Raw genomic sequence first — 24880 nt, 5'->3', positions numbered from 1 at the left:
ACCGGTAATTCAAATTATTTTAAACTTATCAAATAAAACCTAACTTAATCAATTCAACCAAGTCATTGTTTTATCAGAAGTTTTAATCTTCATCACCGCCGATGGATGTGCATTCTACAGCATTTCATATTCGTTGCAACACCCTTTTTCATTTATTTTTAGTTTTTCATTACGTTTGTTTATTTATTCTACTAAATCAGTGTGTTTTACTTAAAAAAGTGTTTTTAGCGTACAGAAAGCATGCAATACGCCACAGGCACCCATATGATAAACATTAAAATTGGCATAACACCGTGCACTTCTTCAGGTTTTCTATACAACCATTGAATAAATGGAATGGCGATACAAAATAATGTCGCCATCAATAGCACATCAACGAATCCACCTTTCAGCAGTAGCCACAGCAAAACTGGCACACTCATCATTAAACCCATTATCAATAAAACGCAGTATTCGTATTTTCTGAGCTGCCATCGTGTGAACCCTTGAATGATCCAGAATCGCTCTGCAGATTCAAAATTTGATTTTAAGTCCATTTTGATCACACCTAGATTGAATAAACTCAGTGCAATATAGATAGCACACATCAATTGGAATAATTGTGAAGCAGTGAAATCAAGACTCATGATGTTCCAAGTATCCGCCTGTGTGGCGAACCAATACAAAATCACAACCGCTGTAACCGAAATACCGATACTGACAATACGGTGGGTTAGAAATCTTTTATGAAATGCCTGACGAATAATTAGTTTATTTTGATTGAGCCAGAGTGGGCTATATTTCTGTATCACAAATACGCTAGGTACTTGCAGCTTTATTGGTTTTGATTTCCTACCGAGCAGCCAGAATTTTATTGCCGCCATACAGATGAAAGTAGATAACAACACCGCAACGAGTTGAGCTTCCAATATCGCTAGGCTCAAAATGGGCAAATATGTCAAAAGGCAGACTAAGCCGAAATATTGATTCTGTTGTAAAAACAGGATTTGTATGATTAATAAATTAAAGATCCAAAGAAGCATCAATACACTAATACCAATGGAAGCCAAAAGTTCATACTCAACCCAAACATATAGAAGCGCTAAAACAAATGGCAGTATCAGCAAGAAGCTTAAACTGCCTAAAAATTTGATTTCCACTGCAAATCGACTTTTGAGTGTGATGGGCAATAGCGCTAGATAGCGATACCCTTCTCCACCACTCAAAGCTTTACGCTGTATCGCACACCAAAATACATTTAAGGCAAGAAAGCCAGTCCAAAGAAACAAATTCGTGATTAATGATTTGCAATAAACCAAATCAATAATGGGCTGTACTAATGATAAGAGCAGTCCGAATATCATTGGCCCGAGAATTAATGTGACTAAAATAAGTAAATGCTTTTGCCGTGCAACAGCGTCTGCTGTGGTTTTGACATAAAATGTCCATCGGTATTTCAAAAGCGTTTTTATAATTATTCGCTGCCCAACATGTCTTTGTTTATTCATGCCGCCTGCTCATTGGACTTTAGCCGATCTAGCTCGATGATTTTTGCTGCAAGACTGTCTCTAAATAAAGGATCATGGCAAGACAATAGAATCAATTTTGATTGGCTCTGTTGTAAAAGTATACTTGTTAATTCAGCCAAGGCATTTTGATCTAAGCCATTGCTCGGTTCATCCAAAATCAGTAATGGTGCCGTGGTCATTAAGGCTGCGACCAATAAAAACTTTTTGGTAGTACCAAAAGACATTTCAGCAAACGGCGTGGCTAAATAGTTTTCTAATTTAAATTTTTCAATGAAGATTTGATACTGCTCATGCGCTATCCCTCGAATATTACATATTAAATTCAAAAACTCCTGCCCTTTTAAAAAGTCATAAATAGGGCTTTTATCTGGCACATAGGCCACAAGTTTCTTGTATTCATTGTTATGAGGGGCATATTGCTGATCATTAATCAAAATATTGCCTGCATCAAAATCCAACATCCCAGCAATCATCGCAAGTAAGGTGGACTTCCCTACTCCATTCTCAGCAACAACAGCGACAATTCCGAATTCGCTTAACTCTAAATTTAAATTTGAAAATATACATTTTCCCGCAAAAGATTTGGACAATTGCTGCAAGCTCAAAGAAACCATCATGATGTTCCTGATTTATTATCTTAAGTTATTGATTTATTATTAACCTATCTTCACATATCTTGGATCAGAATTAAATAGATTCTTTAATAGACAAATTTATTTTTTCAGTGTTATACACTATCTAAATACGCCAAAATCATCTTCGACAATTCAACTTTAAGCTGTTGTTCTGTAATTAAAAAATTATTATTGCTTACGTATCGCATCATGGTAAATAAAGTACTGTTAATGATCACAAAAGAACGATGTTTCAGCGTTTCAAAGTTCCAATGTGAATAATAACGATTAAATAAATACATCCCAACTTCAAAAAAATGCTTTTCCAAAACCTGAGAGGCATCTGAATGACTGTATTGATGCCAATGTTTTAAGATCTCAATGAAGAAGCCACGATCAGCTTTCAACATATCAAAGCCAAACTGAATACAAAGTGGGATCACCTCATAAATACTGTGCTGCTCTTGCTCCACGACTATATTTTTTAGTGCTAACCCCAATTGTTCTGATTCTCTGAGCAGTAACTCTTCTACGATTTGCTCTTTATTTTCAAAATATTGATAAATCGACCCAACGCTCACCCCAGATTTTTCCGCAATTTTGGGCGTCGTCAGCTCCAGTAAACCTTGTTCTGCAATACACAACTGCGCAGCTTGCAAAATGCTTTCCACAATCATTTTCGCGCGTTGTTGTTGTGGTCTTTTTCTCATTGTACGGCTCTCCAATGCGATAGTGTTATGCGAATTGAATGCGAATAAATATTCATATTAGTGTGATATGCAACAATAACATTGAAGATCAAAACATGACCACTCACTTCAATACCCGACTGACTTCATTTCAGGCCATGCAGCAATCTAATCTGCTGAGTTTTCTACTGTCTTATTTGACGGGTCAGGCTGCACAGCCAAATTACGCCCAATATCTTGACCTCAATAAAGCCTTGCAATGTGGTGACCCACAGATGGAAAAAGTGCTCACGTGGATGATGCAGAACCCTAAACAGCATCGTGAATATTTTGAAATCGCTCTATTTAAAGGTGTCGAGCAGCTTCCCTTTTCTATTCCTGAACTCGAGCATTTTTTTAAGCATGTTGAACAAACACCGCCGTGGGTAGAGCCAGAAAAAATACAGCAAGCCCTTGAGTTCACCCATCGACTCGGGATTAACAATGGCTTTATTTTGCGAGACCTTTCACTCATGGTCGGTTATCTCTTCCCCGGTTTCAATCAGCCACTCATGCTGACCGGTGCTTTAAATAAACAAGCCGGTACACGTCTAGCTGAAACCACTAAATGGTGGGTAGATATCACTGAAGAACGCGGACTCGAACGTTTGCATGCAGGATTTACATCGACGATTTATGTGCGTTTTATTCATGCTTTGGTACGGCATCAACTCCAAAAAGGTAAAGACTGGGATTTTGCAACGTGGGGGGTGCCGATGAATCAATTTGACTTGGCGATGACCAATCTGGCCTTTAGCAGTGTGGTACTTTTGGGCATTCGCGCTTTAGGGATTTTTCCATCAAAACAAGAGACTGAAAGCTTTTTGCACTTTTGGCGTTATGTGGGTTGGTTGATGGGTATTGATGACAAATGGTTAATTGAAAAAGAATCTGATGGTTGGAAACTGTTGTATTGGATGCAATTTGTACATCCTCAATCTGATGCAAGCAGTATGGCTCTCGGCGCCAGTCTCTCTAAAGAACCTTTTGAACGACAGTACAAATACCTCCGAGCACTTCAGCAAAAACTGGCTTATCGACAACATCTGGAGCTGACACAATTTTTTATTGGCAAAAAACGCATGCATAAATTAGGGCTCAAACCCCAGTCTGCCGCATGGTTTGCTTATTATTTATTGGCTAGAAATCTTGTCCTGTATTCAGGTGCTAAGCATCTCCCAAGTTTAAATCAAAAATTACAGCAAAAAGGCCGTGCGATTCAAAAACTCGGTTTAGCACTGTATCAAAGTAAGGCCAAACAACTGGCGAGTATGCACCAATAAAAAAAAGCAGAGCGATCGCTCTGCTTTTTGGATGACAAATATCAAGATTTAGAATTTCATCGAAATACGTGCCCAATAATTGCGACCAATATTATTAAACTGTTGATCGGTCGCTAAACCTGTCCCTGCATCACCCAGTTTATTTAGATGTTCGGTATAGGTTTTATTCAAGAGATTATCTACACCCACAGATACATCTACACCCTCATCAATATGATAAGTACCATTTAAAGACAGTGTGCCAAAACCTGCACTTTCTTTCAGGTCATAACCCACGATATTGCCTTGGTGCGCACTAATACGATTTTGCCCATCAACCACACGCCAAAACGCTCCCAAAGTATAATTATCTTGGATATAACGTAAGTTGATACGTGCTTCTAACGGTGAGATTTGTGGTAATGGCTTGCCATCTGTGGTGTTTTTACCCCACGCATACATTGCGCTGACATCGGCTTGAATATGATCGCTAAATTGATAGCCAATCCCTGCTTCAGCTCCCGCAATGGTGGCATCCACATTTCGGCTATGTGCTTCCATACCCTTCATCATTCCTGATCCAGACTTATAACTTGTTAAAATATAATCTCTCACTAAACCTGCATAAGCCGATACCCAGGAATTCAAAGCACTATGTTCATGTTGATAACCCATATCTAACTGAAGCGTTTTTTCTGTATCAATATGATTGAATGTATTGTTATGACCATTTCCTGATTTTGGGCTGAATAATTCCCAATAATCTGGCATACGTTCCACATAGCCTAGACCGATATAGGTTTTACCATTGTCATGTTCAGGGTGCTTATTTTCAAAACGAATAAAAGCACTTGGTAATGTTTCATTCAGCTCCGTGTTATAGCCACTCGCTTTCGAAGCGGCGCGCTCATCTTTCACTTGCACTTGATCGAGACGAAGTCCCGAAACCAACTTATTGTTGTCACTCAATTGATAACTGACTTCTCCAAAACCACCATATGACTGAAACTTCATATCGGGTTCACGTGCTTTGTCTTTATAGCTATTGCGCATCCCTTTGCGAATGCTATGTTCATTGTTCTGTGTGTCAATGCCTGTGACAAAGTCAATCTTATCCCATTCATGTGTCACAGCCATACGTGCATTTAATGTTCTGCGAGCAACATTCGATGCCATTGGCATATTCATCATGCCACTTGGTTGAAACTCACGTAAGCTGAAGTTATCCATGACATGATCATTAAAACTATAGTTGACCTGTGCTTCGATTTTTTTAATCACCTCTGTGACATTTTTTTTCTCGACACGAAGGCCTAAGCTTTCACGGGCAAATTGCGAACCATCCATTGAACGGCCTGCGTATACCGCCTCACCATCGGCTTTACCTCCAGTAAGTTCGATCCATGTATCTTCGTTTGGCGTCCAACCAAGAGCCAAATCTGTATTCCACCGCTCCCAGTCTGACGGCACAGTATTACCATCTCCGTCTTGGTAGCTATCCGCAACAGAACGACTGGCATTCAAACGGACATATTTATGTTCATCGCCCACAGCCGCTTCGATATTATGATCTAAACGACCATAAGAACCGATCATCACACTGGCTTGACCACGGTAGTTTTTATCAGCATCCAACTGTTCAGGTTTGCGTTCAAACAAGACTGTTGCAGCAGAACCTGTATTGGCATATTGAACCGTTTGAGGGCCTTTAATCACTGAAATTCGGTCATAACTTTCAGGTGAAATATAAGACGTCGGCGAATCCATACGACTTGGACACGCCCCTAGATTTTCTGTGCCATCGGTTAAAATTTTAATGCGTGAACCAAACATGCCACGGAAGGTGACATCGCCATTGGTTCCTGCGCCACTTTTCACTGCACTAAAACCCACAATGCTTTTTAAATAATCGGCCCCATCACTGGCAGGTATCGGTTGAATCGGCTGTTTGGGGTTGGCACGAACAATCAGGCCATTGGCATCATTCCCCTGATGTGACGTCACCACAATCGGTGCCAAAGTCTGAACGGCATTGGTTTCCGTCATCTCTACTGACATCTCGTCAGCCATCACCGTAGTTGAATAGCAGGCAACACAAATTGCAGCCGCAAGAGGCTGTAGAAAAAATTTAGGCTGAGCCATGTTTATCTCACAAAATACATAAATAAAGGCGTACCTGAGTCCTCAAAGACCCAAGTTTAAAAAACGTCGGATTTATACAGCGAGTGGCGGGGCTCGACCTTGCGGAAGTAAAAAGAGTTGTTGAAGAACAAACCAGACATGCTTGAAAGCTTTTTGAAAAGCAATTAAACGAACTTGAATTCGATCAAGCACTTCTTTCACATCAAGTTCAGGGGGCAAAACCAAATTGCCATAGACCGTACAATACTGACATTGATGACTGGTATCATGTTCATGGGCAGTATGATCGACTTGAACCTGCTCAGCGTGAGCGGAAGATGAATGGTGTGAATGTGCGGTATGTTCAGCATGAACATTGGGAAGTAAAAGTGCACGCGTAATGGTTTCGCAGACCGGAGCAACTTGATATTGCTTGGGCAACAATGGCTGTAAAAAAACAGCAATCTGCAAAAAAACGGCTGCAAAGGACAGCAGCACTCCACTACGAAACAATACAGGCAAACCCTAACATTTGTCTGACCCAAGTATAACAAAGCCCAATCGAAATTGGGCTTGTCTCAGGTATTTTTTAACCGCGATCAATTAACGTTTAACTGCGACTTTATCTTTTTGACGTTGGCGAACCAACTTTTCCACTTTGTCACGTGCACGTTGACGTTTCAAAGGCGATAGATAGTCGACGAATAACTTACCATTTAAGTGATCCATTTCATGTTGGATACAAACTGCGAGAAGTCCGTCCGCTTCCACTTCAAATGATTGACCTTCAAGGTTAATTGCCTGAATTTTTACACGTGACGGGCGCTCAACTTTATCGTATATTTGAGGCACTGATAAACAGCCTTCTTCATAGGGCTGCGTCTCTTGCGTCAATGGCGTAATTTTGGGGTTAATAAACACCATGGGTTGATCTTTTTCTTCAGATAAATCCATGACTATCAGCTGAATATGGTGATCTACCTGTGTTGCTGCCAGGCCAATTCCCGGTGCTTCATACATAGTTTCAAACATGTCGGCTGCTAACTGACGAATTTCATCAGTAACTTCTTCGACTGGTTTTGCAATGGTACGAAGACGGGGATCGGGGAAACTTAAAATAGGTAATAAGGCCATACGACGTCCTCACTTATGCCATTGATCAAAAAACAAAATGAAGGAATGCTTCATCAAAAAATTGTGTGTAATATCGTTATTATAACGCAGTTACATACATAATTTTAGGAATTATGATAATGAAAAAGGTTTTGAAGGGCATGCCAACTTTTAGTGCCTTGGGGTTTAAAAAACAATTATTGGCACTTACAGTCTGTGTAAGTGTGGGGATGGGAATGGTCAGTGTTGCAGAAGCTGCCCCTGCTCGTAACATCAATCCACCATCATTGAAGGCAGGTGCGCCTCAAGTTTATGTGGTGAAAAAAGGCGATACGTTGTGGGATATTTCCAAGCGTTTCTTAAAAAATCCTGTGCGCTGGCCTGAAATCTGGGCGAGCAATAAACACGTGAAAAATCCGCATTGGATTTTCCCAGGTGACCGCCTATTAATGTGTACCTACAATGGCCGCCCAATCATCGGTAAAGATGAGGGTGATGGTTGTGAAGGCATTATTCGTCGCTATACAGGTGGCACTAAACTTCAACCACAAGTTCGTGTTGAATCCCTCAACAGTGCGATTCCGGTTATTCCATTGGAATATATTAAACAATGGCTTGAGCGCAGCATGATTGTTGCAGCTGATTCTGTGGAAGGCACACCTTACATTTTAGGTACAGCTGATCAACGTGTATTGGCAGCCAAAGGCCAAACAGTTTATGCACGCGGCCAAGGCATGCAAGTCGGTCAACGATATGCTGTTTACCGTGAAGGCGAACCGTACATCTTTACCGATGCAAACGGCAAAAAATACAACGCAGGTTTAGAACTGACTCAAGTCGCTTCAGGTGTTGCCGTTCGTGGTGAAAATGACATTACCACTTTAGAACTGACCGATACTTATAATGCCGAAGTTCGTCGTGGCGATCGTGTTCTTCCTGAATATGACCCAATGCTGCCAACACTGTTCTATCCAACCAATGCAGAAAATGTCACTGCTGGCGGTAGTATTGTTCGTGTCATGGGCTCGATTGGTACTGCAGCGGTTCACAGTGTTGTGACGATAGACCGTGGTAGCTTGCAAGGCGTTCAATCTGGTCAAGTCTTTAGCGTGAACCAAAAAGGTGAAATCGTGACTGACCCGAAAACCAAAGAACGTGTTCAACTTCCAGGAAAACGTATTGGCAACATCATGGTATTCAAAACGTTTGATAACCTAAGCTATGCTTATGTACTTGAAAGCGAATTACCAATCAAAGTGGGCGCAACGATTCAGCCACCACTGATGGATGACTAAGACCAAATCCATAAAAATGAGGCTGTATTTCAGCCTCATTTTTATTATCCAACAACAATATCACTAATAATTTTAAACCATAAAAAGAAGACATATTCAAAGGTCTCATTATGCTCAACTCATTAACTGACTTGCATTTAGATTACATTCGCCTGTGGTTTGTGGTGCAACACTCACTTCGTAGTTTCTATAAAATTCAGCAGCACTATCCTGCCCTACACTACGCCCTTAAGCCTAATCAAATCACCACATGGCAAAAATTAGGACTGCATAAAAATCATTTAAAGCGCTTTGAAGAATTTCATAGTCCAAGTGGACAGCTTAGCTTTGAAAAATGTCTCAAGGATATTGAACAATACAGTGACTTTGTACTGATTCCTGAAGACCTAAACTATCCACAACAGCTTTTACCTTATAGCGACAAGCCGCCGATTCTATTTGGGCAAGGTAATGCCCAAGCCTTGATGCAACCCCAAATTGCGATTGTGGGTAGCCGCAAACCTAGTCCCCAAGGTCGGCAAATTGCTTATGATTTTGCTTATTATCTAAGTGAGCAAGGGTTCTACATCAATAGCGGTTTAGCACAAGGAATTGATGAGGCGGCACATCGCGCTGCCATACAACACCACAGAACCATTGCCGTGATGGGCACAGGTTTAGATCAAACTTATCCGACCGCACATCAGCGTTTAAGACAAGAGATCATCCAACATGGTGGGACCGTAATCAGTGAGTTTCTTCCACACACTCCACCCCTGCAACACCATTTTCCACATCGAAATCGTATCGTCAGTGGGCTCAGCCTTGGTGTCATCGTGGCGGAAGCGGCATTAAAAAGTGGCTCACTGATCACGGCTCAACGCGCTGCCGAACAAGGCAAATCTATTTTTGCCATTCCAGGCCATATTTATAGTGAGTCACATCAAGGTTGCCATCAACTCATACGCGAAGGTGCAATTTTGATTGATCATCCACAACAGGTCATTGAAGACTTGGCATTGGCTACACAATGGCAATCGCAGGCTGCTAAAACCTTAACAACCACCGAAATAGCGACACCCGAAACAGCAATACCGGACACCCCGCCACCCGAACCTATCCCAGAACATTTAATTGCGCTGTATCGGCAACTCGATTGGGTCGGCCAAGGCCTTGATCAATTGTCCATTCAACTCAAAATTGATACCGCGACATTGACCAGTCAACTGATGGAATTAGAGTTAATGGGCCATGCCACACAACAAGCCGGACACTACCTACGTTGTCGAATGGGTAAATTAGGTTCACAATAGTCCTTTGTCGAATCAGATAAGGTCTATAGAAATGATTACCACCTCTGTTGCAGAAGCAGCTTCCTGTCTTAAAAAAGGTCAGGTTCTCGCATATCCTACAGAGGCTGTTTGGGGATTGGGCTGTGATCCCTACAATGAGCAAGCCTTTCTCGAAATTTTGCGCTTAAAACAACGTCCCATTGAAAAAGGCGTGATTTTATTGGCTGCCAATGTCGCTCAAGTTAAACACCTGCTTCAAGGCTTAACAGAAGATATGCGTCAGCAAGTCATTGCGACCTGGACCAACCGTAAACCCAATGAACGTGCAACCACATGGTTATTACCGGCTGGCGACCATATTCCAACATGGATTAAAGGCAATCATCCAAAAGTCGCAGTCCGTGTGACGACCCACTCTTTATGTGTGGCTTTATGCCAAGCTTTTAATGGCTTTATTGTGTCTACCAGTGCCAATCCTGCAGGATTAACCCCTGCACGTTCCTTACAAGAGGCCAATCAATATTTTGCCAATGAACTAAATTACTTAAATGGTGATCTCGGCCTAAGCCAAGAACCAAGCAAAATTATTGATGCTGAAACAGGTGAAATCATCCGCGCATAAGCTCGGATGCCTGTCTACACCAGCCTTTCGGGAAAATACAGACAAAAAAAAGCTCAGCCATATAGGGATGGCTGAGCATAAAAAAGGATGTGTATAAAATCACATCCAGAGGGTCTTGCAATCTCTGGGTAAATATCAAGTAATTATTAAGAATTACTTCATCATTTACGATGAAAGTATTATGTAATATTTTTTTAAATTTAACAAATAGATTTTTTATATAAATAAAACTACTGATAAGCACTTTATTTGTGATTTTATAACCACTTAGTCAAAATATGTATCTATTTTTGATTGATTTTTAAGACGAGCATTTGTTTTTTTAATTCAGTTTTACATTCAAAAATCCATTTTCAAAAGATTTGCTCTATAAAAAAATAAGTTTGTTTGATTATTTTCTAATCAACACTTCTCGTAAATTTTCAACTTTTTACTGGATTTACTTACGCTGCGCTAAGATCACCCCAGTAATCGCCATCACTGTGCCGACACTATGATAAAACATCCACTGCTCAGCCAACCAGAAATAGGCAATGATCGCAGTAAATACCGGCATCAAATTCATAAAAATACTGGTGCGATTCGGGCCGAGATGTTGTACAGCCAACATCCATACCAACGGTGCAATCAATGATGGAAAAATTGCCGCATAAAATACACTTGGCGCATTCGCAGGATTAATCGCGTCAATGCCTAAATACAACACGAATGGCAAGTGATATAAAACGGCAAAGAAAATTTGTACATATAAGCTCAACAGTAGCGGAAGTTTCAATTGCCATTTTTTTAAAAACACCCCATAAAAGGCATAAAAGAACACTGCGAAGATCATGAGGATATCGCCGAAATGTCCGCCCATATTCAGTAATTGACTGAAATCTCCTTGCGCAATGACAAACAATAGCCCCGTAAATGAAATCGCACAGCCTAAGATGGCATAGCGGTTGGGCACATCTTTAATTAAGAAAAATGCAACTGCAATCGTAAAAACAGGGATAAAGGCATTGATGATGCCCATATTGGTCGCCGTCGTATAATGCGCAGCGGTATAGCCCAAGCCTTGATATAACACCATGCCAAAAGCACTCAGCACAGCCAATTGCTGCCAATGCTGCCCGATAAGCTGTCTTTGCTGCCAAACGGTTTTGAGCATAAAAGGGGTCAGAATCAAAAATGCAATAAACCATCGATAAAAACTGATACTGACTGGTGAAATATAATCCGTCACATAGCGGGTGACGGTAATATTTAACGACCATATAAATACCGCGATCAGAGGCAAACAAATTGCAAATTTCGCCCAACGCGCTTGAAGCAACATGTCTGACTCCTCAATATATTGTGCAAAGATTGGTTTAGGTATTTTGAGTGATGTCTGTTTTAATTGAAATACATGATTTCAGACATTTATATTGTAGTTCAGACATCGACACTTAGGCTTATATGACATCAGCACCGATTGAACAACAAATCGAGCTTTTTGAAGCACACTACACCACATTAGATGCTGTCTATCCGCACAGTTGTCTTTGGGGTGATTTTAATTTTTGTCTCGATGGTATTTTCGAATATGAGATACAAGGGCAACATCATCTCTCACCTGCCAGTTATGGGGTGTGGATTCCCCCACAGACAGAACATTGCTCAGTCGCGATTGATGAGCAACCCATTCATTATGTGGCAATCCGACTAGCACCTGATCTCTGCATAAATTTCCCCAAGCAGACGGAAGTATTTAGCATCCAGCCTTTCTTTCGTTTATTGGCGCAAGAAATTTTGGCCTTTCCTACAGAGCAACATACCACACCACCCTATCGACACCTGCTACAGGTCTTATTCGACCAGTTAAAAACAGCACCCAAACATCAACATTATTTACCGCAAAGCCATGATGCGGTGTTAAAGCCGATCTTGGTGCAGCTTGCAGATGTAGATCATTTTAGCTTGAGCCTACAGCGATGCTTAGCCAATGTGGGTTTGAGTGAGCGTCAGTTACTGCGGCTGAGTCAGCACGAACTACAAATGAGCCTTTCTGAATGGCGAAACCGTGCCAAAATTATTTATGCCATTCAACAACTCCGCGCTGGTCAGTCTATTAAAGCTCTCAGCTATGAATTGGGTTATCAACACAGCTCAAGCTTTATTGAGTTTTTTAAACGCTATACAGGAAAAACCCCAAACCAACACCGTGCCACTAGTTAAATGCCAAGCACTCAAGCAAGCATCAGCTCGAATTCTGCAAACTACTACAAAAATTATGCGAAAAGCCTATCGATAAAAGCTTGCTGTTCACCAGATTTCCCTTTAAAACAAGGATGAAAGGCACAACTTCAATTAGGAACGAATATGTCAGCTTCAGTTTACGATATCCCGGTAAAAACCATCCAAGGTGATGACACCACACTCAATCAATACCAAGGCAAGGTTTTATTATTGGTCAATGTGGCCTCTAAATGTGGGCTAACACCGCAATATGAAGGCCTAGAGAAACTCTATACAGAGAAGAAATCACAAGGCTTTGAAGTCTTAGGTTTTCCTGCCAATAACTTTTTAGAACAAGAACCTGGTTCTGAAGCTGAAATTCAAGAATTTTGCTCAATCAACTACAAGGTTGATTTCCCACTTTTTGCAAAAATTTCTGTTGCAGGCACGGATAAACACCCACTTTATCAAACCTTGACCCAAGCCATTCCTGAGCGCATTGGTGAAGGTCCATGGTGGGATGATTTAGTTGAATACGGTTTAACACCAAATCCAAAGCCTGAAGTTTTATGGAATTTTGAAAAATTCCTCGTGAATAAACAAGGCGAAGTTGTGGCACGATTTGCACCTGATATCAAGGCAGATGATGCACGTATTGTCGATGCCATCAACGCTGAGTTAGCCAAATAATTCGACAATATCTCAATCTCTCAGTTAAGATTATTGTGATTTTAACTGAGATTGATCATTTTAAATTATCACAATAATATTTAATAATTATCACATATTGATAATTTACATAGTTTATCCATTATTTTAATATTTCACATATACATTGTTCAAAGTTTCCCTGTAAATACTCATTATGATGAGTCTTATCAAATCACATCCAGCAGTAAACAGGTGAACTTATGAATACATTAATGAAAGCTATCGTTTTATCTATTTCGACAGCACTTGTTGCTGCTCCAGCAATGGCTGCACCGCAAAATAGCCAACAACATGCACCTGCGCATAATCAAAATACGAAAGCTCAACAGCACACTAAACAAAACACACCAGTAAAAAACCAAAGCCAGAACAAGAAAAAAGCCGTAAATCCTTCACATGATTGGCGTTCTGGACAAAAAGTACCTTCTGAATACCGTGGTCATAGCTACAAAGTAGACCACACCAAATACAAAAAATTGTCTAAACCAGGCAAAAACCAACAATGGATTAAAGTGAATGGCGACTACATTTTAATGAATGCCGTCAGCCATGCCATTATCAAAATCATTGCGGGTTAAACCCACCAAAACATCAAAAGAGGGCAAATGCCCTCTTTTTTTTGTTCAAGCGATTATTTTGTTATTGCTTTGCAACAATCTATTTTTAATCCACATTCTGCCCCTATATTCAAAGCATAGACTTAACACATAGTGATGATTGAATGAAAAAGCTCGTGCAGAATGCTCTTCTCCCTTTTGCCATTTTTAGTGGTGTTTTGGTGCTGATTGGTTGTGAACCTGCTACAGCACCGCAACAGGAACAAGAAATCGCTGCAGAAAATGATCATCCTGCAACTGCACCAACAAGTGAAAATCAATCCGCGACACAAAGTCAGGCGACCGATCAAAACCAATTAAAAAGCGGCAATATATTTTATATCGTTCGCGATGTTGCGGATATGCAACTTAAAGCCGGCAATTATGTTGAACAACTCAAACAAACGCAGGTCGATTTAGAAGCCGCAGTCAGCAACCAAGATCATCTCCAATTGCAAAAAGCGGCAACCCAGCTGCAACAGCAGCTCAAAGGTTTCAATCAAGCTTTGAATGATTTAAATCTAAAAAGCACTGAGATTAATGATATTCGCAGCAATCTACAGGCAGCGAATCAGCAAGTATTGGCCTCACCTTTTCTCAATGGACAAGTCGATTTAAGCAAAGTTGATTTTCAGAAAATTCAAAATCAAATGGGCAATATTCAAGCGGAAATGCTGAAATTAGCAGGTATGTTGATCCAAGACCAAGCAGCTAAAAGCTCATCTAATGCACCCACTGAAACTGAATAAATAGCTAAATCTAGCATTTCCATTGCATTCTACCTGTTGTAAATCAAAAAAGCGTTAGACCTTGAGCTAACGCTTTTTTCTTACAGTTCCGCTATAGAACACGACTGTTTTTCCTTTTAGATTAAGGCTTAATAATAAAGCCAATGATGGAACAGTTATGTCAAACGCTGTGATTTATAACATTACACCCATTACCTTTCGTTTAGATTTAAAAGATCCTTTCTTATTTACTGCCCATAATATTGATCATTTTCCTGCTGCGAATACAGACATGGGGCCAAAAACAGCCGCCGAGAAAGATGAATTCAATATGTACTATGGCGATGTGGTTCCAGGTTTTCCAAAGCATCCACATACTGGCTTTGAAACCATTACCTTGGTCGAACAAGGCTATGTCGATCATTTCGATTCATTAGGCAATGGCGGACGCTATGCTGCTGGTGATGTGCAATGACTGTCCACAGGCAATGGCGTTGAACACTGTGAAATGTTCCCCCTACTGCATGAAGATAAAGCCAATCCTTTTGAACTTTTCCAAATTTGGTTTAATTCATCGGCTGAACAGAAAACCCATGATGCCGACTATAAAATGTTTTGGCGTGAAGAGATTCCTCACGTCTTTGAAACCGATAGTGAAGGAAAAAAATCGGATATTCGCGTGATTTCAGGGCAGTTCAAATCCACCGATGCCATTTCCCGACCGACACACTCATGGGCGGCTGCCGCAGAAAATAAGGTCAATATTTATTTAATCACCATGCAAGCAGGTGCAGAGTTGGTGATTCCCGCAACAACAAGTAGCTCAAACCGTTTTGCTTATTTTTATCAGGGCAATCCATTAGAAATAGAAGGTCAAACCATTCAGATGAAGCATTTGGTTGAACTCCAATCAGATGCCGACGTCCATCTCAAAGCAGGCGGATTAGAAGCACGGATTCTGTGGTTAGAAGGTGAACCGATTAATGAACCCGTGGCGATGCGCGGTCCATTTGTGCTCAATACCACTGAAGAACTCGATGCCGCTTTTAAACGCTATCGTGAAACCCATTTTGGCGATTGGCCTTGGCCGACACCAGCACCGGTCTTCAAACGTGATCAAGCTCGATTTGCCAGTTATGAGGGCGGTAAACGTGTAGAGCACCCAGAGCAGGAAAACTCACAAGCGTCTTAAAGTTCAATTAGTTGGATTGAGCAAATTCATAGGTATTACAGTTTTTATCTTGTCCAAGTGCGCGCTGAACATCTTGTTTAAAACGTGCTTGGGCAAAGGTATATTGCTTCGGCAAAAATAAGGTAATACGTGTCGTCTGTGGATCTAAACTTTCGACCAACATTTTATGCAAATACGCCCCATGTTCAGTCCGTGCCATCAATGTCCCCTGCTCCAAATGCTCTTCTAAACGATTATCGGTATAGACGTAGCGATTGTTCGCGGTAAACGCAACACAGTGATTATAGGCTTGTCGCAGATTTCGAAAGGCGGTCAAATATGGAATCTCAAGCTCCGTACTGATGCCATTATCAACCGATTCAGCGACAAGTGCAGCTTCAGTGGGAAGATTGGGTGTCGTGACGTATTGGCTTTGACATGCTAGGAGCAAACCACAACAAAGACACAGCGATAAACTGGTAAAAAATTTGAGCATACAGACCTATGTAAATTGTTCTTATTCATTTTGCAGCGATTGTAGCAAAACTGCGTTGCTGATTTAATACTCTATTATTCATTCCATGCTTTCATTGCAGACACCATGCAGCTGATTATTTTTACAGGCGTTCAAGCCTCTGGCAAATCAACCTTTTACATGTTGAATTTATATCATAGCCATTTACGTATTAATTTGGATATGTTGAAAACCCGACATCGGGAAAATATGATCTTTGAAGCTGGTTTGGCATCCAAAACCAAAATGGTGATTGATAATACCAACCCAGATCGGGAAGCTCGTGCTCGCTATATCCAACGTGCAATTGATGCAGGTTTTGAGGTGATTGCTTATTATTTTGAAACCGATTTGGACAGTACCTTAAAACGCAACAGTTTTCGTGAAGGCAAAGCCCATATTCCAGAAGTTGGCGTGCGTGCTACTTATCGCAAACTTCAAGTTCCATCACAGGATGAAGGCTTTGATCTAATTTTTAAAATTAAAATTATCAGTCACGGCGAGTTTTCAATTTTACCCATGCATGAATAACAACCATTAACCTGCTTTTTGGCTATCTTGCCATTTTTTAAAAGCCGATTGCATGGCCTGACGTTCATATGGTTTCACTAAACGACTTTCTAATGAAGCAAAATCACCTTTATAGGCAGCAGCAACCATCGATTTTGCCAGTTCTTGAATACTCACGCACCCACGGTGTTCATATTGTTGAACTTCTTCATGGGTGAGTTCAACATCCCAACATGACACTACAGAACTGAGATCAACCGCAATGCTCAAGTAATATTGATCAAAGTCTTGATAAAGTTCCCAAAAATGCGGCTCATAGGCGATAAGATTCATGGTGCAATGCTAGCTGATTGAATTTAATCACTATAAAGATTGTATTGAATAAAATATATTCAACTTTAGGTGATAGATATAAAGCCTGAGCTGAAAAGTTTAGGGGAAAATTTTGATAAGAGATTTGATGTGAATATTATGGAGAATAGAAATTTCTCAATTATTCATTACAAATAAATCACTTCAAATTCATCAAAGACAATCAAATGAAATTTACTTACCAGTTATGTTCTTTGAACTCAATATTTGGGCAATATTGTTGTATTATCTTTTCTACGTCATTATTAATTTGGTCTAAGGGCAAAATAATCCCTATACACATACCGAAGAAAACAATTAAATGAGTTTGCGTTTTCTCAATATTTGATACTAAACTCCATGAAAAAATTTGAGTGTAATACTCAGTACTTTCGATAAGATTTTTCTCTGTAATCTCAATTTCTTTATCCCCAATAAGAATTTTCGAATTTTCAGCCATTTGATCGATATATCGTATCTTAAACATATTTTGAAAAATAGAGTTTACTTTGGGCAACAATCCCAATAAAAGAGCGACCAACAAAATCAAGTAATTCAAAAGTGAAGAGTCATTTTTGAAGAAAATAAAAATAAAGAGACCGACTATTAATAGTATAAAAAATTTAAACACTAATCTGAGAAACTTAACTTCGAATTTGTCATATACAACAGGATTAATAAGCTCTTCGTTTAGCACCTGAAATACATAAAAATCTTCATTGGTTAATTTAATATTGAGTTTCATTTTATTTTTTATATCAAGATTTATTTGCTAAATATTATATCCATCTCGATTTAAGTTGTATATTTGAACATAAAAAAACCACCCTTTCGGGTGGCTCTTTCAATCTCGAACAGCGTCTTATTGAGCGCGGTTTTTGATTTTGCGGATGGTTTCCAACTGAGCAGCAGTTTCTGCAAGAGCAGCCAAAGCAGCAGCTGAGTCCAAGTCGCTCTTTTGATTTGCTAACAATTGTTCAGCTTGTTTACGAGCTTCAATAATTGCTGCTTCATCAAGGTTGTCAGCACGTACTGCAGTATCTGCAAGTACAGTAACAACGTGCGGTTGAACTTCTAGTACACCACCTGATACATAGATTAATTCTTCTGTACCATTTTCAAGCAGAACGCGGATTGCGCCCGGCTTGAGCAAAGTTACTAGTGGCGCATGGCCAGGCATAATACCCAACTCACCACCAGCACCTTTAGCAATTAGCATAGTTACAGTGCCAGAGTACAAAGACTCTTTAACACTTACAACGTCACATTGCATAGTTGACATGAGAATCTCCTAAATTAGGTAACTAATTAAAGTTTCTCAGCTTTAGCAATAACTTCGTCAATACCACCAACCATGTAGAACGCTTGTTCTGGAATGTGGTCGTATTCACCAGCTAGAAGACCTTTAAAGCCACGAATTGTTTCTTTAAGCGGTACAAGTTTACCAGGAGCACCAGTAAACACTTCAGCTACGTGGAACGGTTGAGAGAAGAAACGTTGGATCTTACGTGCACGGTATACAGTAAGTTTGTCTTCTTCTGCCAATTCGTCCATACCAAGAATTGCGATAATGTCTTTCAATTCTTTGTAACGTTGAAGAACGTTTTGAACTGAACGAGCGATTTCGTAATGCTCAGTACCCACTACAAGTGGATCTAACTGACGTGAAGTAGAGTCAAGTGGATCGATCGCTGGGTAAATACCAGAAGATGCGATGTCACGGCTCAATACAACAGTCGCGTCCAAGTGAGCGAAGGTAGTAGCAGGCGATGGATCTGTTAAGTCATCGGCAGGTACGTATACCGCTTGGATTGACGTAATAGAACCAGACTTAGTAGACGTAATACGTTCTTGAAGAACACCCATCTCTTCTGCAAGAGTCGGTTGGTAACCTACTGCAGATGGCATACGACCTAGAAGTGCTGATACTTCAGTACCCGCTAGTGTATAACGATAGATGTTGTCGACGAACAATAGAACGTCACGGCCTTTACCGTTTTCGTCTTTTTCGTCACGGAAGTACTCAGCCATAGTCAAACCAGTCAACGCTACGCGTAAACGGTTACCTGGTGGCTCATTCATCTGACCGTAGACCATTGCTACTTTGTCTAGAACGTTAGAGTCTTTCATTTCGTGATAGAAGTCGTTACCTTCACGAGTACGTTCACCAACACCAGCAAACACAGATAAACCTGAGTGAGCTTTCGCGATGTTGTTGATCAACTCCATCATGTTTACAGTTTTACCAACACCGGCACCACCGAACAGACCAACTTTACCACCTTTAGCGAACGGGCAAAGTAAGTCAATGACTTTAATACCAGTTTCTAAAAGGTCAGTAGAAGCCGCTTGTTCTGCATAAGAAGGCGCTTGACGGTGAATTGGTAAACGAGCTTCAGTACCAACAGGACCAGCTTCGTCGATAGGACGACCAAGAACGTCCATGATACGACCTAAACATGCAGTACCTACAGGTACAGAGATAGGCGCGCCAGTGTTAGTTACAGTAAGACCACGCTTAAGGCCTTCAGTAGAACCCATTGCAATAGTACGAACTACGCCATCACCAAGTTGCTGCTGAACTTCTAATGTAGTTTCAGTACCATCAACATGGAGAGCGTCATAGATCTTAGGAACGCTGTTACGTTCAAACTCGACGTCGATAACCGCGCCGATGATCTGAATGATACGACCGCTACTCATTGCTGTCTCCTCAATTCAAACTAATAATGTTAAACGGCAGCGGCACCACCAACGATCTCAGAGATTTCCTGAGTAATCGCGGCTTGACGCAGCTTGTTATAAATAAGTTGTAGGCTCTTGATCAATTCACCCGCGTTATCAGTTGCAGCTTTCATTGCAACCATACGAGCAGACTGTTCACATGCGATGTTTTCAATCACACCTTGATAAACCATAGACTCAATGTAACGAACCAATAAACCATTTAAAAGCTCTTCAGCTTCTGGTTCATAGATATAGTCCCAACCGTATTGACGGTTTAGACCTTCGCTTTCCTCAGCAGCTGCTAAAGGAACAAGCTGTTCGATTTTTTGGTTTTGAGTCATGGCGTTGACAAAGCCGTTTGACACTAGATAAATACGATCTAACTCGCCTTTATCAAACGCGTCTAACATCACCTGTACAGAACCAGTTAACTGTTCAAGACTCGGAGCATCACCTACGTTTGTAGTTGCACCAAGAACTTTACCGCCGTAGTTTTTAAAAAACGAAACCGCTTTTTGACCAATTAAAGCAAATTGAACTTCAATTGACTGCTCTTGTTGCTGTTGTACGTGTTTTACCACTTTTTTGAACAAGTTAATGTTCAAACCACCAGCAAGGCCACGATCTGAAGAAACAATGATATAGCCAACGCGCTTTACAGGACGTTCAACCATATAACGGTGTTTGTATTCAGGGTTCGCTTGTACCAAATGAGCAATTACACGGTGCATATTTTCGGCATACGGACGGCCTTGAGCCATGCGCTCTTGCGCACGACGCATCTTAGAAGCTGCTACCATCTGCATCGCGCGAGTAATTTTCTGCGTGCTTTTGATACTAGCTACTTTGGCGCGAATTTCTTTTAAATTTGCCATACGCTTAACCTAGTATTCGAAAGCCCTTTCGAGCTTCCGAAGGTTGATCCGTGAACCAAACCAAAACCAGATTCAACACAGTTGAATCTTAGTAAGTTTGAGTCGCTTTAAAGCTTTCAATACCTGCTTTGATTGCTGCTTCGATTTCTTTATCGTAAGCACCAGTCTCGTCAATTTTTTGCATTAACGCAGCATTTTCTGAACGGAAGTAAGAGATCAACGCAGCATCAAATGCAACGATTTTCTTCACTTCTACGTCAGCCATGTAGCCTTCGTTAGATGCATAAATTGAAACAGCTTGGTCAGCAATTGAGTATGGAGCATATTGTTTTTGCTTCATAAGCTCAGTTACACGTTGACCATGTTCAAGCTGTTTACGAGTTGCTTCGTCAAGGTCAGAAGCGAACTGAGCAAACGCAGCTAATTCACGGTATTGCGCAAGAGCGGTACGGATACCACCTGACAATTTTTTGATGATCTTAGTTTGAGCAGAACCACCAACACGTGATACAGAGATACCCGCGTTCACAGCAGGACGAATACCTGCGTTGAATAATGATGTTTCTAAGAAGATCTGACCGTCAGTAATCGAAATTACGTTAGTAGGTACGAATGCAGATACGTCACCGGCTTGAGTTTCAATAATCGGTAATGCAGTTAATGAACCAGTTTGGCCTTTAACTTCACCGTTAGTGAATTTCTCAACGTAGTCAGCAGATACACGTGAAGCACGTTCAAGTAAACGTGAGTGTAGATAGAATACGTCACCAGGATATGCTTCACGACCTGGTGGACGACGTAGAAGCAATGAAATTTGACGGTAAGCAACAGCTTGTTTAGACAAGTCATCATAAATGATAAGCGCGTCTTCACCGCGGTCACGGAAGTACTCACCCATTGTACAACCAGCATACGGAGCAAGATACTGCATCGCTGCAGGATCAGCTGCAGCAGCTGCTACAACAGTTGTGTACGCCATAGCGCCAGTTTCTTCTAGCTTGCGCACAACGTTAGCGATAGTCGATTGTTTTTGACCAATTGCTACGTATACACATTTAATGCCAGAGTTTTTCTGAGCGATGATCGCATCGATCGCCATAGCTGTTTTACCAGTTTGACGGTCACCGATGATCAACTCACGTTGACCACGACCAACAGGGATCATTGTATCTACTGATTTATAACCAGTTTGTACAGGTTGATCCACTGATTGACGCCAAATTACGCCTGGTGCTACTTTTTCAACAGCATCAGTAAGTTTTGCGTCAATAGGGCCTTTACCATCAATTGGGTTACCAAGAGCATCTACTACACGGCCTAAAAGTTCTGGACCAACCGGAACTTCTAATACACGACCTGTGCAACGAGCTTTTTGACCTTCTTGAAGGCTTAAGTAGTTACCTAAGACAACGGCACCCACTGAATCCTGTTCTAGGTTCAGTGCCATACCAAATAAGCCGCCGTCGAATTCGATCATTTCACCGTACATTGCATCAGCAAGGCCGTGAATGCGCACAATACCGTCGGAAACCATAACAATGGTCCCTTCGTTCTTAGCGGTCGCGCTGGTGTCCAGATCGCCGATACGCTGTTTAATGAGCGCACTGATCTCGGATGGATTCAGTTGTTGCATTGCGCTATACCTCAATCTTTTTAAAGTTCAGTCTTCGAGCTGTTAAGCAAGAAGACGAGTCCGCATTTTTTCAAGCTTGTTAAGCGCAGAATCATCTATCACTTGGTCGCCTGCACGAATAACTACACCCGCGATTAACGCTGGGTTAACTTCTACAGAAACATTTACGGCAGCTTCGAATTTTTTCTCTAATGCATGCGCAAGTAATTGTTCTTGTACAGAAGTCAATGGGAATGCAGATTCAATCACTACATCCACAGTATTGTTATTCTGTGATTTGAGCTGTTCGTATTCTTCTGAAATTTCAGGAAGAAGTGCCAGACGGTCATTATCGGCAAGCAATGTCAAAAAGTTTGACACTGCTGCAGTCTGGTCTTCACCTAAAACTTTTGCGAAAACACTTACCTGCTCAGCAGGAGTAAGCTCAGGGCGATTTAGATAAGCTGAAAATGCTTCGTCTTGCACCGCAGCACTGAGCAAATTCAATGCATTTGACCAAGCGTCAGTTGCATTTTGCTCAGAAGCGTAAGCAAATGCTGCTTTAGCGTATGGGCGTGCCAACGTCAAGAGTTCAGCCATAATCCGCCTCTCTTAAAGTTTAGCAGCCAGCTGAGTCAGCATGGCATTGTGAGCTTCTGCGTCAACTTGCTGGTTCAGAATTTTTTCTGCGCCAGTAACTGCAAGAGCAGCAACTTGTTGACGTAATTCTTCGCGAGCAGCATTGATTTCAGTATCAACAGCTTCTTTAGCTTGTTGACGAATACGCTCACCTTCAGCCGCAGCTTGAGTACGCGCTTCTTCTACCAATTGCGCACCACGACGGTTCGCTTGTTCGATCAATTGAGCCGCTTGTGCTTTAGCCGCGTCTAATTCAGCTTTCACTTGTGCTTGCGCATCCGCAAGGTCAGCTTTTGCTTTTTCAGCAGCGTTTAAGCCATCAGCGATTTTACGCTGACGCTCACTAATCGCATTGATTAGTGGTGGCCATACAAACTTCATGCAGAATGCGACAAAAATCGCAAATGCAATCGCTTGGCCAATCAATGTGAGGTTGATATTCATTGCTATTCCTCAATAGTTTAATTTAGGAATTAAGCTGATTAACCTACAAATGGATTAGCGAAGATGAAGAACAAGCCAATACCAACACCGATCATAGGCACAGCATCAAGAAGACCTGCGATTAAGAACATACGAGTTTGAAGTTGTGGAGCCAATTCTGGTTGACGAGCAACAGCTTCTAAGAAACGGCCGCCTAGAAGACCAAAACCAATCGCAGTACCTAAAGCACCAAAAGCGATCAAGATAGCAGATGCAATTGCAACTAGACCTAAAGTGAGTTCCATGATAATTCCTCAGAGGTTAGGTTTATACCAAATTAAGTTAAAAAATTGTGTGCCCAACCACCCTTTGACAGTTGAGCAATACCATTAATGCTTTTCGCTAGCCATACTCATATATACGATAGTCAACATCATGAAAATGAATGCTTGTAACGTAATAACAAGAATATGGAAGATCGCCCAAGGCACAGACAACGCCCACTGGATCCAGAACGGTAGTAATGCGATCAAGATGAAGATCAACTCACCCGCATACATGTTACCGAACAGTCGAAGAGCCAATGAGATTGGACGTGCAATAAAAGTTACTAATTCAAGAATAATGTTTACTGGAATAAGTAATGCTTTTAAAACTGGGTTACTTGGGTTAAATGGGTTAAGTGCAAATTCTGCACCGAATCCGACAAGACCTTTCTCACGGATACTATAGAAAATAGTTAACGCAAATACTGACAATGCCATACCCAAGGTAATGTTAGGATCAGTAGATGGAACGATTTTGAAGTAAACGTGGTGAGGATCCATACCAAACACGTTAGCACCGATCAATTGAGCTGTATAAGGAATCCAGTCAACAGGGATCAAGTCCATCAAGTTCATGAGGAAAATCCACACGAAGATGGTCAACGCTAACGGCGCGATTAAGCGCGATTTGCCATGGAAAGTGTCACGGACACTTGAGTCAACGAACTCGATAATCATTTCGATTGCAGACTGGAACTTGGTCGGAACACCAGAGTTTGCAGCTTTCGCTACAACCCAGAACAACAAACAGAAAACAATACCAAGGCCAATAGACCAACCCATTGAATCCAAGTGAATAGCAGTGAACCCCATCTCTTGAGCTTCTTTAGCAGTCTCAGCTAACTTCCAAGTACCATCTGGCATTTTGCCATAGGTCAAGTTAGTCAAGTGATGCTGAATGTACTCGGTCGAAGTAAGGGCATGTTCTTCAGCAGCCATAAATCACACCTGGTCAATGTCA

The 24880-nt window shown here is 41.1% G+C and carries 27 protein-coding genes and 1 pseudogene; 10 read left to right on the top strand and 18 right to left on the bottom strand.

The features are described 5' to 3' along the window. Positions 1 to 224: 224 nt before the first annotated feature. The 3 genes from FTU65_RS12575 to FTU65_RS12565 form a co-directional block, all read right to left on the bottom strand. Positions 225 to 1487, bottom strand: coding sequence for a hypothetical protein (locus FTU65_RS12575; protein ID WP_180066850.1), 1263 nt, complete (start codon positions 1485 to 1487; stop codon positions 225 to 227). After that, positions 1484 to 2125, bottom strand: a complete 642-nt coding sequence (locus FTU65_RS12570) for an ABC transporter ATP-binding protein (RefSeq protein WP_180066848.1) — start codon at positions 2123 to 2125, stop codon at positions 1484 to 1486. Before FTU65_RS12570 ends, FTU65_RS12575 begins: the two co-directional genes overlap by 4 nt. Positions 2126 to 2235: 110 nt before the next feature. Further along, entirely contained in the window at positions 2236 to 2832 is a 597-nt protein-coding gene (locus FTU65_RS12565) for a TetR/AcrR family transcriptional regulator (protein ID WP_180066847.1), read from the bottom strand. Positions 2833 to 2927: 95 nt separating this feature from the next. Between FTU65_RS12565 and FTU65_RS12560 the strand changes: the two genes are divergently transcribed. Next, entirely contained in the window at positions 2928 to 4133 is a 1206-nt protein-coding gene (locus tag FTU65_RS12560; protein ID WP_180066845.1) for an oxygenase MpaB family protein, read from the top strand. 48 nt (positions 4134 to 4181) lie between these two features. Here FTU65_RS12560 and FTU65_RS12555 read toward each other — a convergent pair whose 3' ends face one another. The 3 genes from FTU65_RS12555 to def form a co-directional block, all read right to left on the bottom strand. Next, a complete protein-coding gene (locus FTU65_RS12555) occupies positions 4182 to 6254 on the bottom strand; it encodes a TonB-dependent copper receptor (protein ID WP_180066843.1) in 2073 nt (690 codons plus the stop codon). Positions 6255 to 6326: 72 nt separating this feature from the next. Continuing rightward, positions 6327 to 6746: a DUF2946 family protein gene (locus FTU65_RS12550; protein WP_180066841.1), complete on the bottom strand. Its 420-nt coding sequence runs from the start codon at positions 6744 to 6746 to the stop codon at positions 6327 to 6329. 90 nt (positions 6747 to 6836) lie between these two features. Continuing rightward, complete coding sequence (def, locus tag FTU65_RS12545; RefSeq protein WP_078191459.1) at positions 6837 to 7367, bottom strand: peptide deformylase; 531 nt, start codon at positions 7365 to 7367, stop codon at positions 6837 to 6839. Positions 7368 to 7486: 119 nt separating this feature from the next. Between def and FTU65_RS12540 the strand changes: the two genes are divergently transcribed. From FTU65_RS12540 to FTU65_RS12530, 3 genes are all read left to right on the top strand, one after another. Continuing rightward, positions 7487 to 8641, top strand: a complete 1155-nt coding sequence (locus FTU65_RS12540) for a LysM peptidoglycan-binding domain-containing protein (protein WP_180066839.1) — start codon at positions 7487 to 7489, stop codon at positions 8639 to 8641. Between the two features lie 110 nt (positions 8642 to 8751). Next, the gene (gene dprA / locus FTU65_RS12535) at positions 8752 to 9933 is read left to right on the top strand and encodes a DNA-processing protein DprA (RefSeq protein ID WP_180066837.1); all 1182 of its coding nucleotides are present in this window, start codon (positions 8752 to 8754) and stop codon (positions 9931 to 9933) included. Positions 9934 to 9964: 31 nt separating this feature from the next. After that, positions 9965 to 10534, top strand: a complete 570-nt coding sequence (locus FTU65_RS12530) for an L-threonylcarbamoyladenylate synthase (protein WP_180005333.1) — start codon at positions 9965 to 9967, stop codon at positions 10532 to 10534. Between the two features lie 439 nt (positions 10535 to 10973). Here the strand turns inward: FTU65_RS12530 and FTU65_RS12525 are convergent, their stop codons facing one another. Next, complete coding sequence (locus FTU65_RS12525) at positions 10974 to 11855, bottom strand: DMT family transporter (protein ID WP_180060109.1); 882 nt, start codon at positions 11853 to 11855, stop codon at positions 10974 to 10976. 122 nt (positions 11856 to 11977) lie between these two features. Between FTU65_RS12525 and FTU65_RS12520 the strand changes: the two genes are divergently transcribed. The 5 genes and pseudogenes from FTU65_RS12520 to FTU65_RS12500 all read left to right on the top strand — a co-directional run bounded on the left by FTU65_RS12520 (position 11978) and on the right by FTU65_RS12500 (position 15963). Next, positions 11978 to 12736 (top strand): helix-turn-helix transcriptional regulator, encoded by a 759-nt coding sequence (locus tag FTU65_RS12520; RefSeq protein WP_180065676.1) that lies wholly within the window; start codon positions 11978 to 11980, stop codon positions 12734 to 12736. 144 nt (positions 12737 to 12880) lie between these two features. After that, positions 12881 to 13426, top strand: a complete 546-nt coding sequence (locus FTU65_RS12515; RefSeq protein ID WP_180065674.1) for a glutathione peroxidase — start codon at positions 12881 to 12883, stop codon at positions 13424 to 13426. A gap of 221 nt (positions 13427 to 13647) precedes the next feature. Continuing rightward, entirely contained in the window at positions 13648 to 14025 is a 378-nt protein-coding gene (locus FTU65_RS12510; protein ID WP_078191466.1) for an RcnB family protein, read from the top strand. 143 nt (positions 14026 to 14168) lie between these two features. Then, on the top strand, positions 14169 to 14792 hold the full coding sequence (locus FTU65_RS12505; protein ID WP_180010753.1) for a hypothetical protein: 624 nt from the start codon (positions 14169 to 14171) through the stop codon (positions 14790 to 14792). A gap of 157 nt (positions 14793 to 14949) precedes the next feature. Next, a pseudogene (locus tag FTU65_RS12500) lies at positions 14950 to 15963 on the top strand (pirin family protein). A 7-nt stretch (positions 15964 to 15970) separates the two neighbouring features. Here the strand turns inward: FTU65_RS12500 and FTU65_RS12495 are convergent. Continuing rightward, positions 15971 to 16438 carry a hypothetical protein gene (locus FTU65_RS12495; RefSeq protein WP_180010756.1) on the bottom strand — a complete coding sequence of 156 codons (468 nt, stop codon included), beginning with the start codon at positions 16436 to 16438 and terminating at the stop codon, positions 15971 to 15973. 105 nt (positions 16439 to 16543) lie between these two features. On the opposite strand from FTU65_RS12495, the gene FTU65_RS12490 reads away from it, so the two are divergent. After that, positions 16544 to 16987, top strand: coding sequence for an AAA family ATPase (locus tag FTU65_RS12490; protein ID WP_180010757.1), 444 nt, complete (start codon positions 16544 to 16546; stop codon positions 16985 to 16987). Positions 16988 to 16993: 6 nt separating this feature from the next. On the opposite strand, the gene FTU65_RS12485 is transcribed toward FTU65_RS12490, so the two are convergent. From FTU65_RS12485 to atpB, 10 genes are all read right to left on the bottom strand, one after another. Next, positions 16994 to 17299 carry a hypothetical protein gene (locus FTU65_RS12485; RefSeq protein ID WP_180010759.1) on the bottom strand — a complete coding sequence of 102 codons (306 nt, stop codon included), beginning with the start codon at positions 17297 to 17299 and terminating at the stop codon, positions 16994 to 16996. Between the two features lie 217 nt (positions 17300 to 17516). Beyond that, positions 17517 to 18062: a hypothetical protein gene (locus FTU65_RS12480; protein ID WP_180010761.1), complete on the bottom strand. Its 546-nt coding sequence runs from the start codon at positions 18060 to 18062 to the stop codon at positions 17517 to 17519. Positions 18063 to 18179: 117 nt separating this feature from the next. Next, positions 18180 to 18599 carry a F0F1 ATP synthase subunit epsilon gene (locus tag FTU65_RS12475; protein WP_078191472.1) on the bottom strand — a complete coding sequence of 140 codons (420 nt, stop codon included), beginning with the start codon at positions 18597 to 18599 and terminating at the stop codon, positions 18180 to 18182. A 26-nt stretch (positions 18600 to 18625) separates the two neighbouring features. Next, positions 18626 to 20020: a F0F1 ATP synthase subunit beta gene (gene atpD, locus FTU65_RS12470; protein WP_078191473.1), complete on the bottom strand. Its 1395-nt coding sequence runs from the start codon at positions 20018 to 20020 to the stop codon at positions 18626 to 18628. Between the two features lie 29 nt (positions 20021 to 20049). After that, the gene (gene atpG, locus FTU65_RS12465) at positions 20050 to 20919 is read right to left on the bottom strand and encodes a F0F1 ATP synthase subunit gamma (protein WP_078191474.1); all 870 of its coding nucleotides are present in this window, start codon (positions 20917 to 20919) and stop codon (positions 20050 to 20052) included. An 88-nt stretch (positions 20920 to 21007) separates the two neighbouring features. Further along, positions 21008 to 22552 carry a F0F1 ATP synthase subunit alpha gene (gene atpA, locus FTU65_RS12460; RefSeq protein WP_078191475.1) on the bottom strand — a complete coding sequence of 515 codons (1545 nt, stop codon included), beginning with the start codon at positions 22550 to 22552 and terminating at the stop codon, positions 21008 to 21010. 42 nt (positions 22553 to 22594) lie between these two features. After that, positions 22595 to 23131 carry a F0F1 ATP synthase subunit delta gene (locus tag FTU65_RS12455; RefSeq protein WP_078191476.1) on the bottom strand — a complete coding sequence of 179 codons (537 nt, stop codon included), beginning with the start codon at positions 23129 to 23131 and terminating at the stop codon, positions 22595 to 22597. Positions 23132 to 23143: 12 nt separating this feature from the next. Beyond that, complete coding sequence (locus FTU65_RS12450; RefSeq protein WP_078191477.1) at positions 23144 to 23614, bottom strand: F0F1 ATP synthase subunit B; 471 nt, start codon at positions 23612 to 23614, stop codon at positions 23144 to 23146. 38 nt (positions 23615 to 23652) lie between these two features. Next, positions 23653 to 23898, bottom strand: a complete 246-nt coding sequence (atpE, locus tag FTU65_RS12445; protein ID WP_000424060.1) for a F0F1 ATP synthase subunit C — start codon at positions 23896 to 23898, stop codon at positions 23653 to 23655. Positions 23899 to 23982: 84 nt separating this feature from the next. After that, positions 23983 to 24858, bottom strand: a complete 876-nt coding sequence (atpB, locus tag FTU65_RS12440; RefSeq protein WP_078191478.1) for a F0F1 ATP synthase subunit A — start codon at positions 24856 to 24858, stop codon at positions 23983 to 23985. Between the last annotated feature and the right edge of the window lie 22 nt (positions 24859 to 24880).

The organism is Acinetobacter sp. YH12129, from assembly GCF_013418685.1.
In the GTDB taxonomy this organism is placed as follows: Bacteria; Pseudomonadota; Gammaproteobacteria; order Pseudomonadales; family Moraxellaceae; genus Acinetobacter; species Acinetobacter amyesii.
The sequence above is the reverse complement of the archived record's forward strand: the minus strand, read 5'-3'. Positions and strand labels throughout refer to the sequence as shown.

Excerpts from the sequence above, each read along its gene's own strand:
- FTU65_RS12575 (WP_180066850.1), bottom strand. The coding sequence starts at position 1,487 with ATGAATAAACAAAGACATGTTGGGCAGCGAATAATTATAAAAACGCTT.
- FTU65_RS12570 (WP_180066848.1), bottom strand. The coding sequence starts at position 2,125 with ATGATGGTTTCTTTGAGCTTGCAGCAATTGTCCAAATCTTTTGCGGGA.
- FTU65_RS12565 (WP_180066847.1), bottom strand. The coding sequence starts at position 2,832 with ATGAGAAAAAGACCACAACAACAACGCGCGAAAATGATTGTGGAAAGC.
- FTU65_RS12560 (WP_180066845.1), top strand. The coding sequence starts at position 2,928 with ATGACCACTCACTTCAATACCCGACTGACTTCATTTCAGGCCATGCAG.
- FTU65_RS12555 (WP_180066843.1), bottom strand. The coding sequence starts at position 6,254 with ATGGCTCAGCCTAAATTTTTTCTACAGCCTCTTGCGGCTGCAATTTGT.
- def (WP_078191459.1), bottom strand. The coding sequence starts at position 7,367 with ATGGCCTTATTACCTATTTTAAGTTTCCCCGATCCCCGTCTTCGTACC.
- FTU65_RS12540 (WP_180066839.1), top strand. The coding sequence starts at position 7,487 with ATGAAAAAGGTTTTGAAGGGCATGCCAACTTTTAGTGCCTTGGGGTTT.
- dprA (WP_180066837.1), top strand. The coding sequence starts at position 8,752 with ATGCTCAACTCATTAACTGACTTGCATTTAGATTACATTCGCCTGTGG.
- FTU65_RS12530 (WP_180005333.1), top strand. The coding sequence starts at position 9,965 with ATGATTACCACCTCTGTTGCAGAAGCAGCTTCCTGTCTTAAAAAAGGT.
- FTU65_RS12525 (WP_180060109.1), bottom strand. The coding sequence starts at position 11,855 with ATGTTGCTTCAAGCGCGTTGGGCGAAATTTGCAATTTGTTTGCCTCTG.
- FTU65_RS12520 (WP_180065676.1), top strand. The coding sequence starts at position 11,978 with ATGACATCAGCACCGATTGAACAACAAATCGAGCTTTTTGAAGCACAC.
- FTU65_RS12515 (WP_180065674.1), top strand. The coding sequence starts at position 12,881 with ATGTCAGCTTCAGTTTACGATATCCCGGTAAAAACCATCCAAGGTGAT.
- FTU65_RS12510 (WP_078191466.1), top strand. The coding sequence starts at position 13,648 with ATGAATACATTAATGAAAGCTATCGTTTTATCTATTTCGACAGCACTT.
- FTU65_RS12505 (WP_180010753.1), top strand. The coding sequence starts at position 14,169 with ATGAAAAAGCTCGTGCAGAATGCTCTTCTCCCTTTTGCCATTTTTAGT.
- FTU65_RS12495 (WP_180010756.1), bottom strand. The coding sequence starts at position 16,438 with ATGCTCAAATTTTTTACCAGTTTATCGCTGTGTCTTTGTTGTGGTTTG.
- FTU65_RS12490 (WP_180010757.1), top strand. The coding sequence starts at position 16,544 with ATGCAGCTGATTATTTTTACAGGCGTTCAAGCCTCTGGCAAATCAACC.
- FTU65_RS12485 (WP_180010759.1), bottom strand. The coding sequence starts at position 17,299 with ATGAATCTTATCGCCTATGAGCCGCATTTTTGGGAACTTTATCAAGAC.
- FTU65_RS12480 (WP_180010761.1), bottom strand. The coding sequence starts at position 18,062 with ATGAAACTCAATATTAAATTAACCAATGAAGATTTTTATGTATTTCAG.
- FTU65_RS12475 (WP_078191472.1), bottom strand. The coding sequence starts at position 18,599 with ATGTCAACTATGCAATGTGACGTTGTAAGTGTTAAAGAGTCTTTGTAC.
- atpD (WP_078191473.1), bottom strand. The coding sequence starts at position 20,020 with ATGAGTAGCGGTCGTATCATTCAGATCATCGGCGCGGTTATCGACGTC.
- atpG (WP_078191474.1), bottom strand. The coding sequence starts at position 20,919 with ATGGCAAATTTAAAAGAAATTCGCGCCAAAGTAGCTAGTATCAAAAGC.
- atpA (WP_078191475.1), bottom strand. The coding sequence starts at position 22,552 with ATGCAACAACTGAATCCATCCGAGATCAGTGCGCTCATTAAACAGCGT.
- FTU65_RS12455 (WP_078191476.1), bottom strand. The coding sequence starts at position 23,131 with ATGGCTGAACTCTTGACGTTGGCACGCCCATACGCTAAAGCAGCATTT.
- FTU65_RS12450 (WP_078191477.1), bottom strand. The coding sequence starts at position 23,614 with ATGAATATCAACCTCACATTGATTGGCCAAGCGATTGCATTTGCGATT.
- atpE (WP_000424060.1), bottom strand. The coding sequence starts at position 23,898 with ATGGAACTCACTTTAGGTCTAGTTGCAATTGCATCTGCTATCTTGATC.
- atpB (WP_078191478.1), bottom strand. The coding sequence starts at position 24,858 with ATGGCTGCTGAAGAACATGCCCTTACTTCGACCGAGTACATTCAGCAT.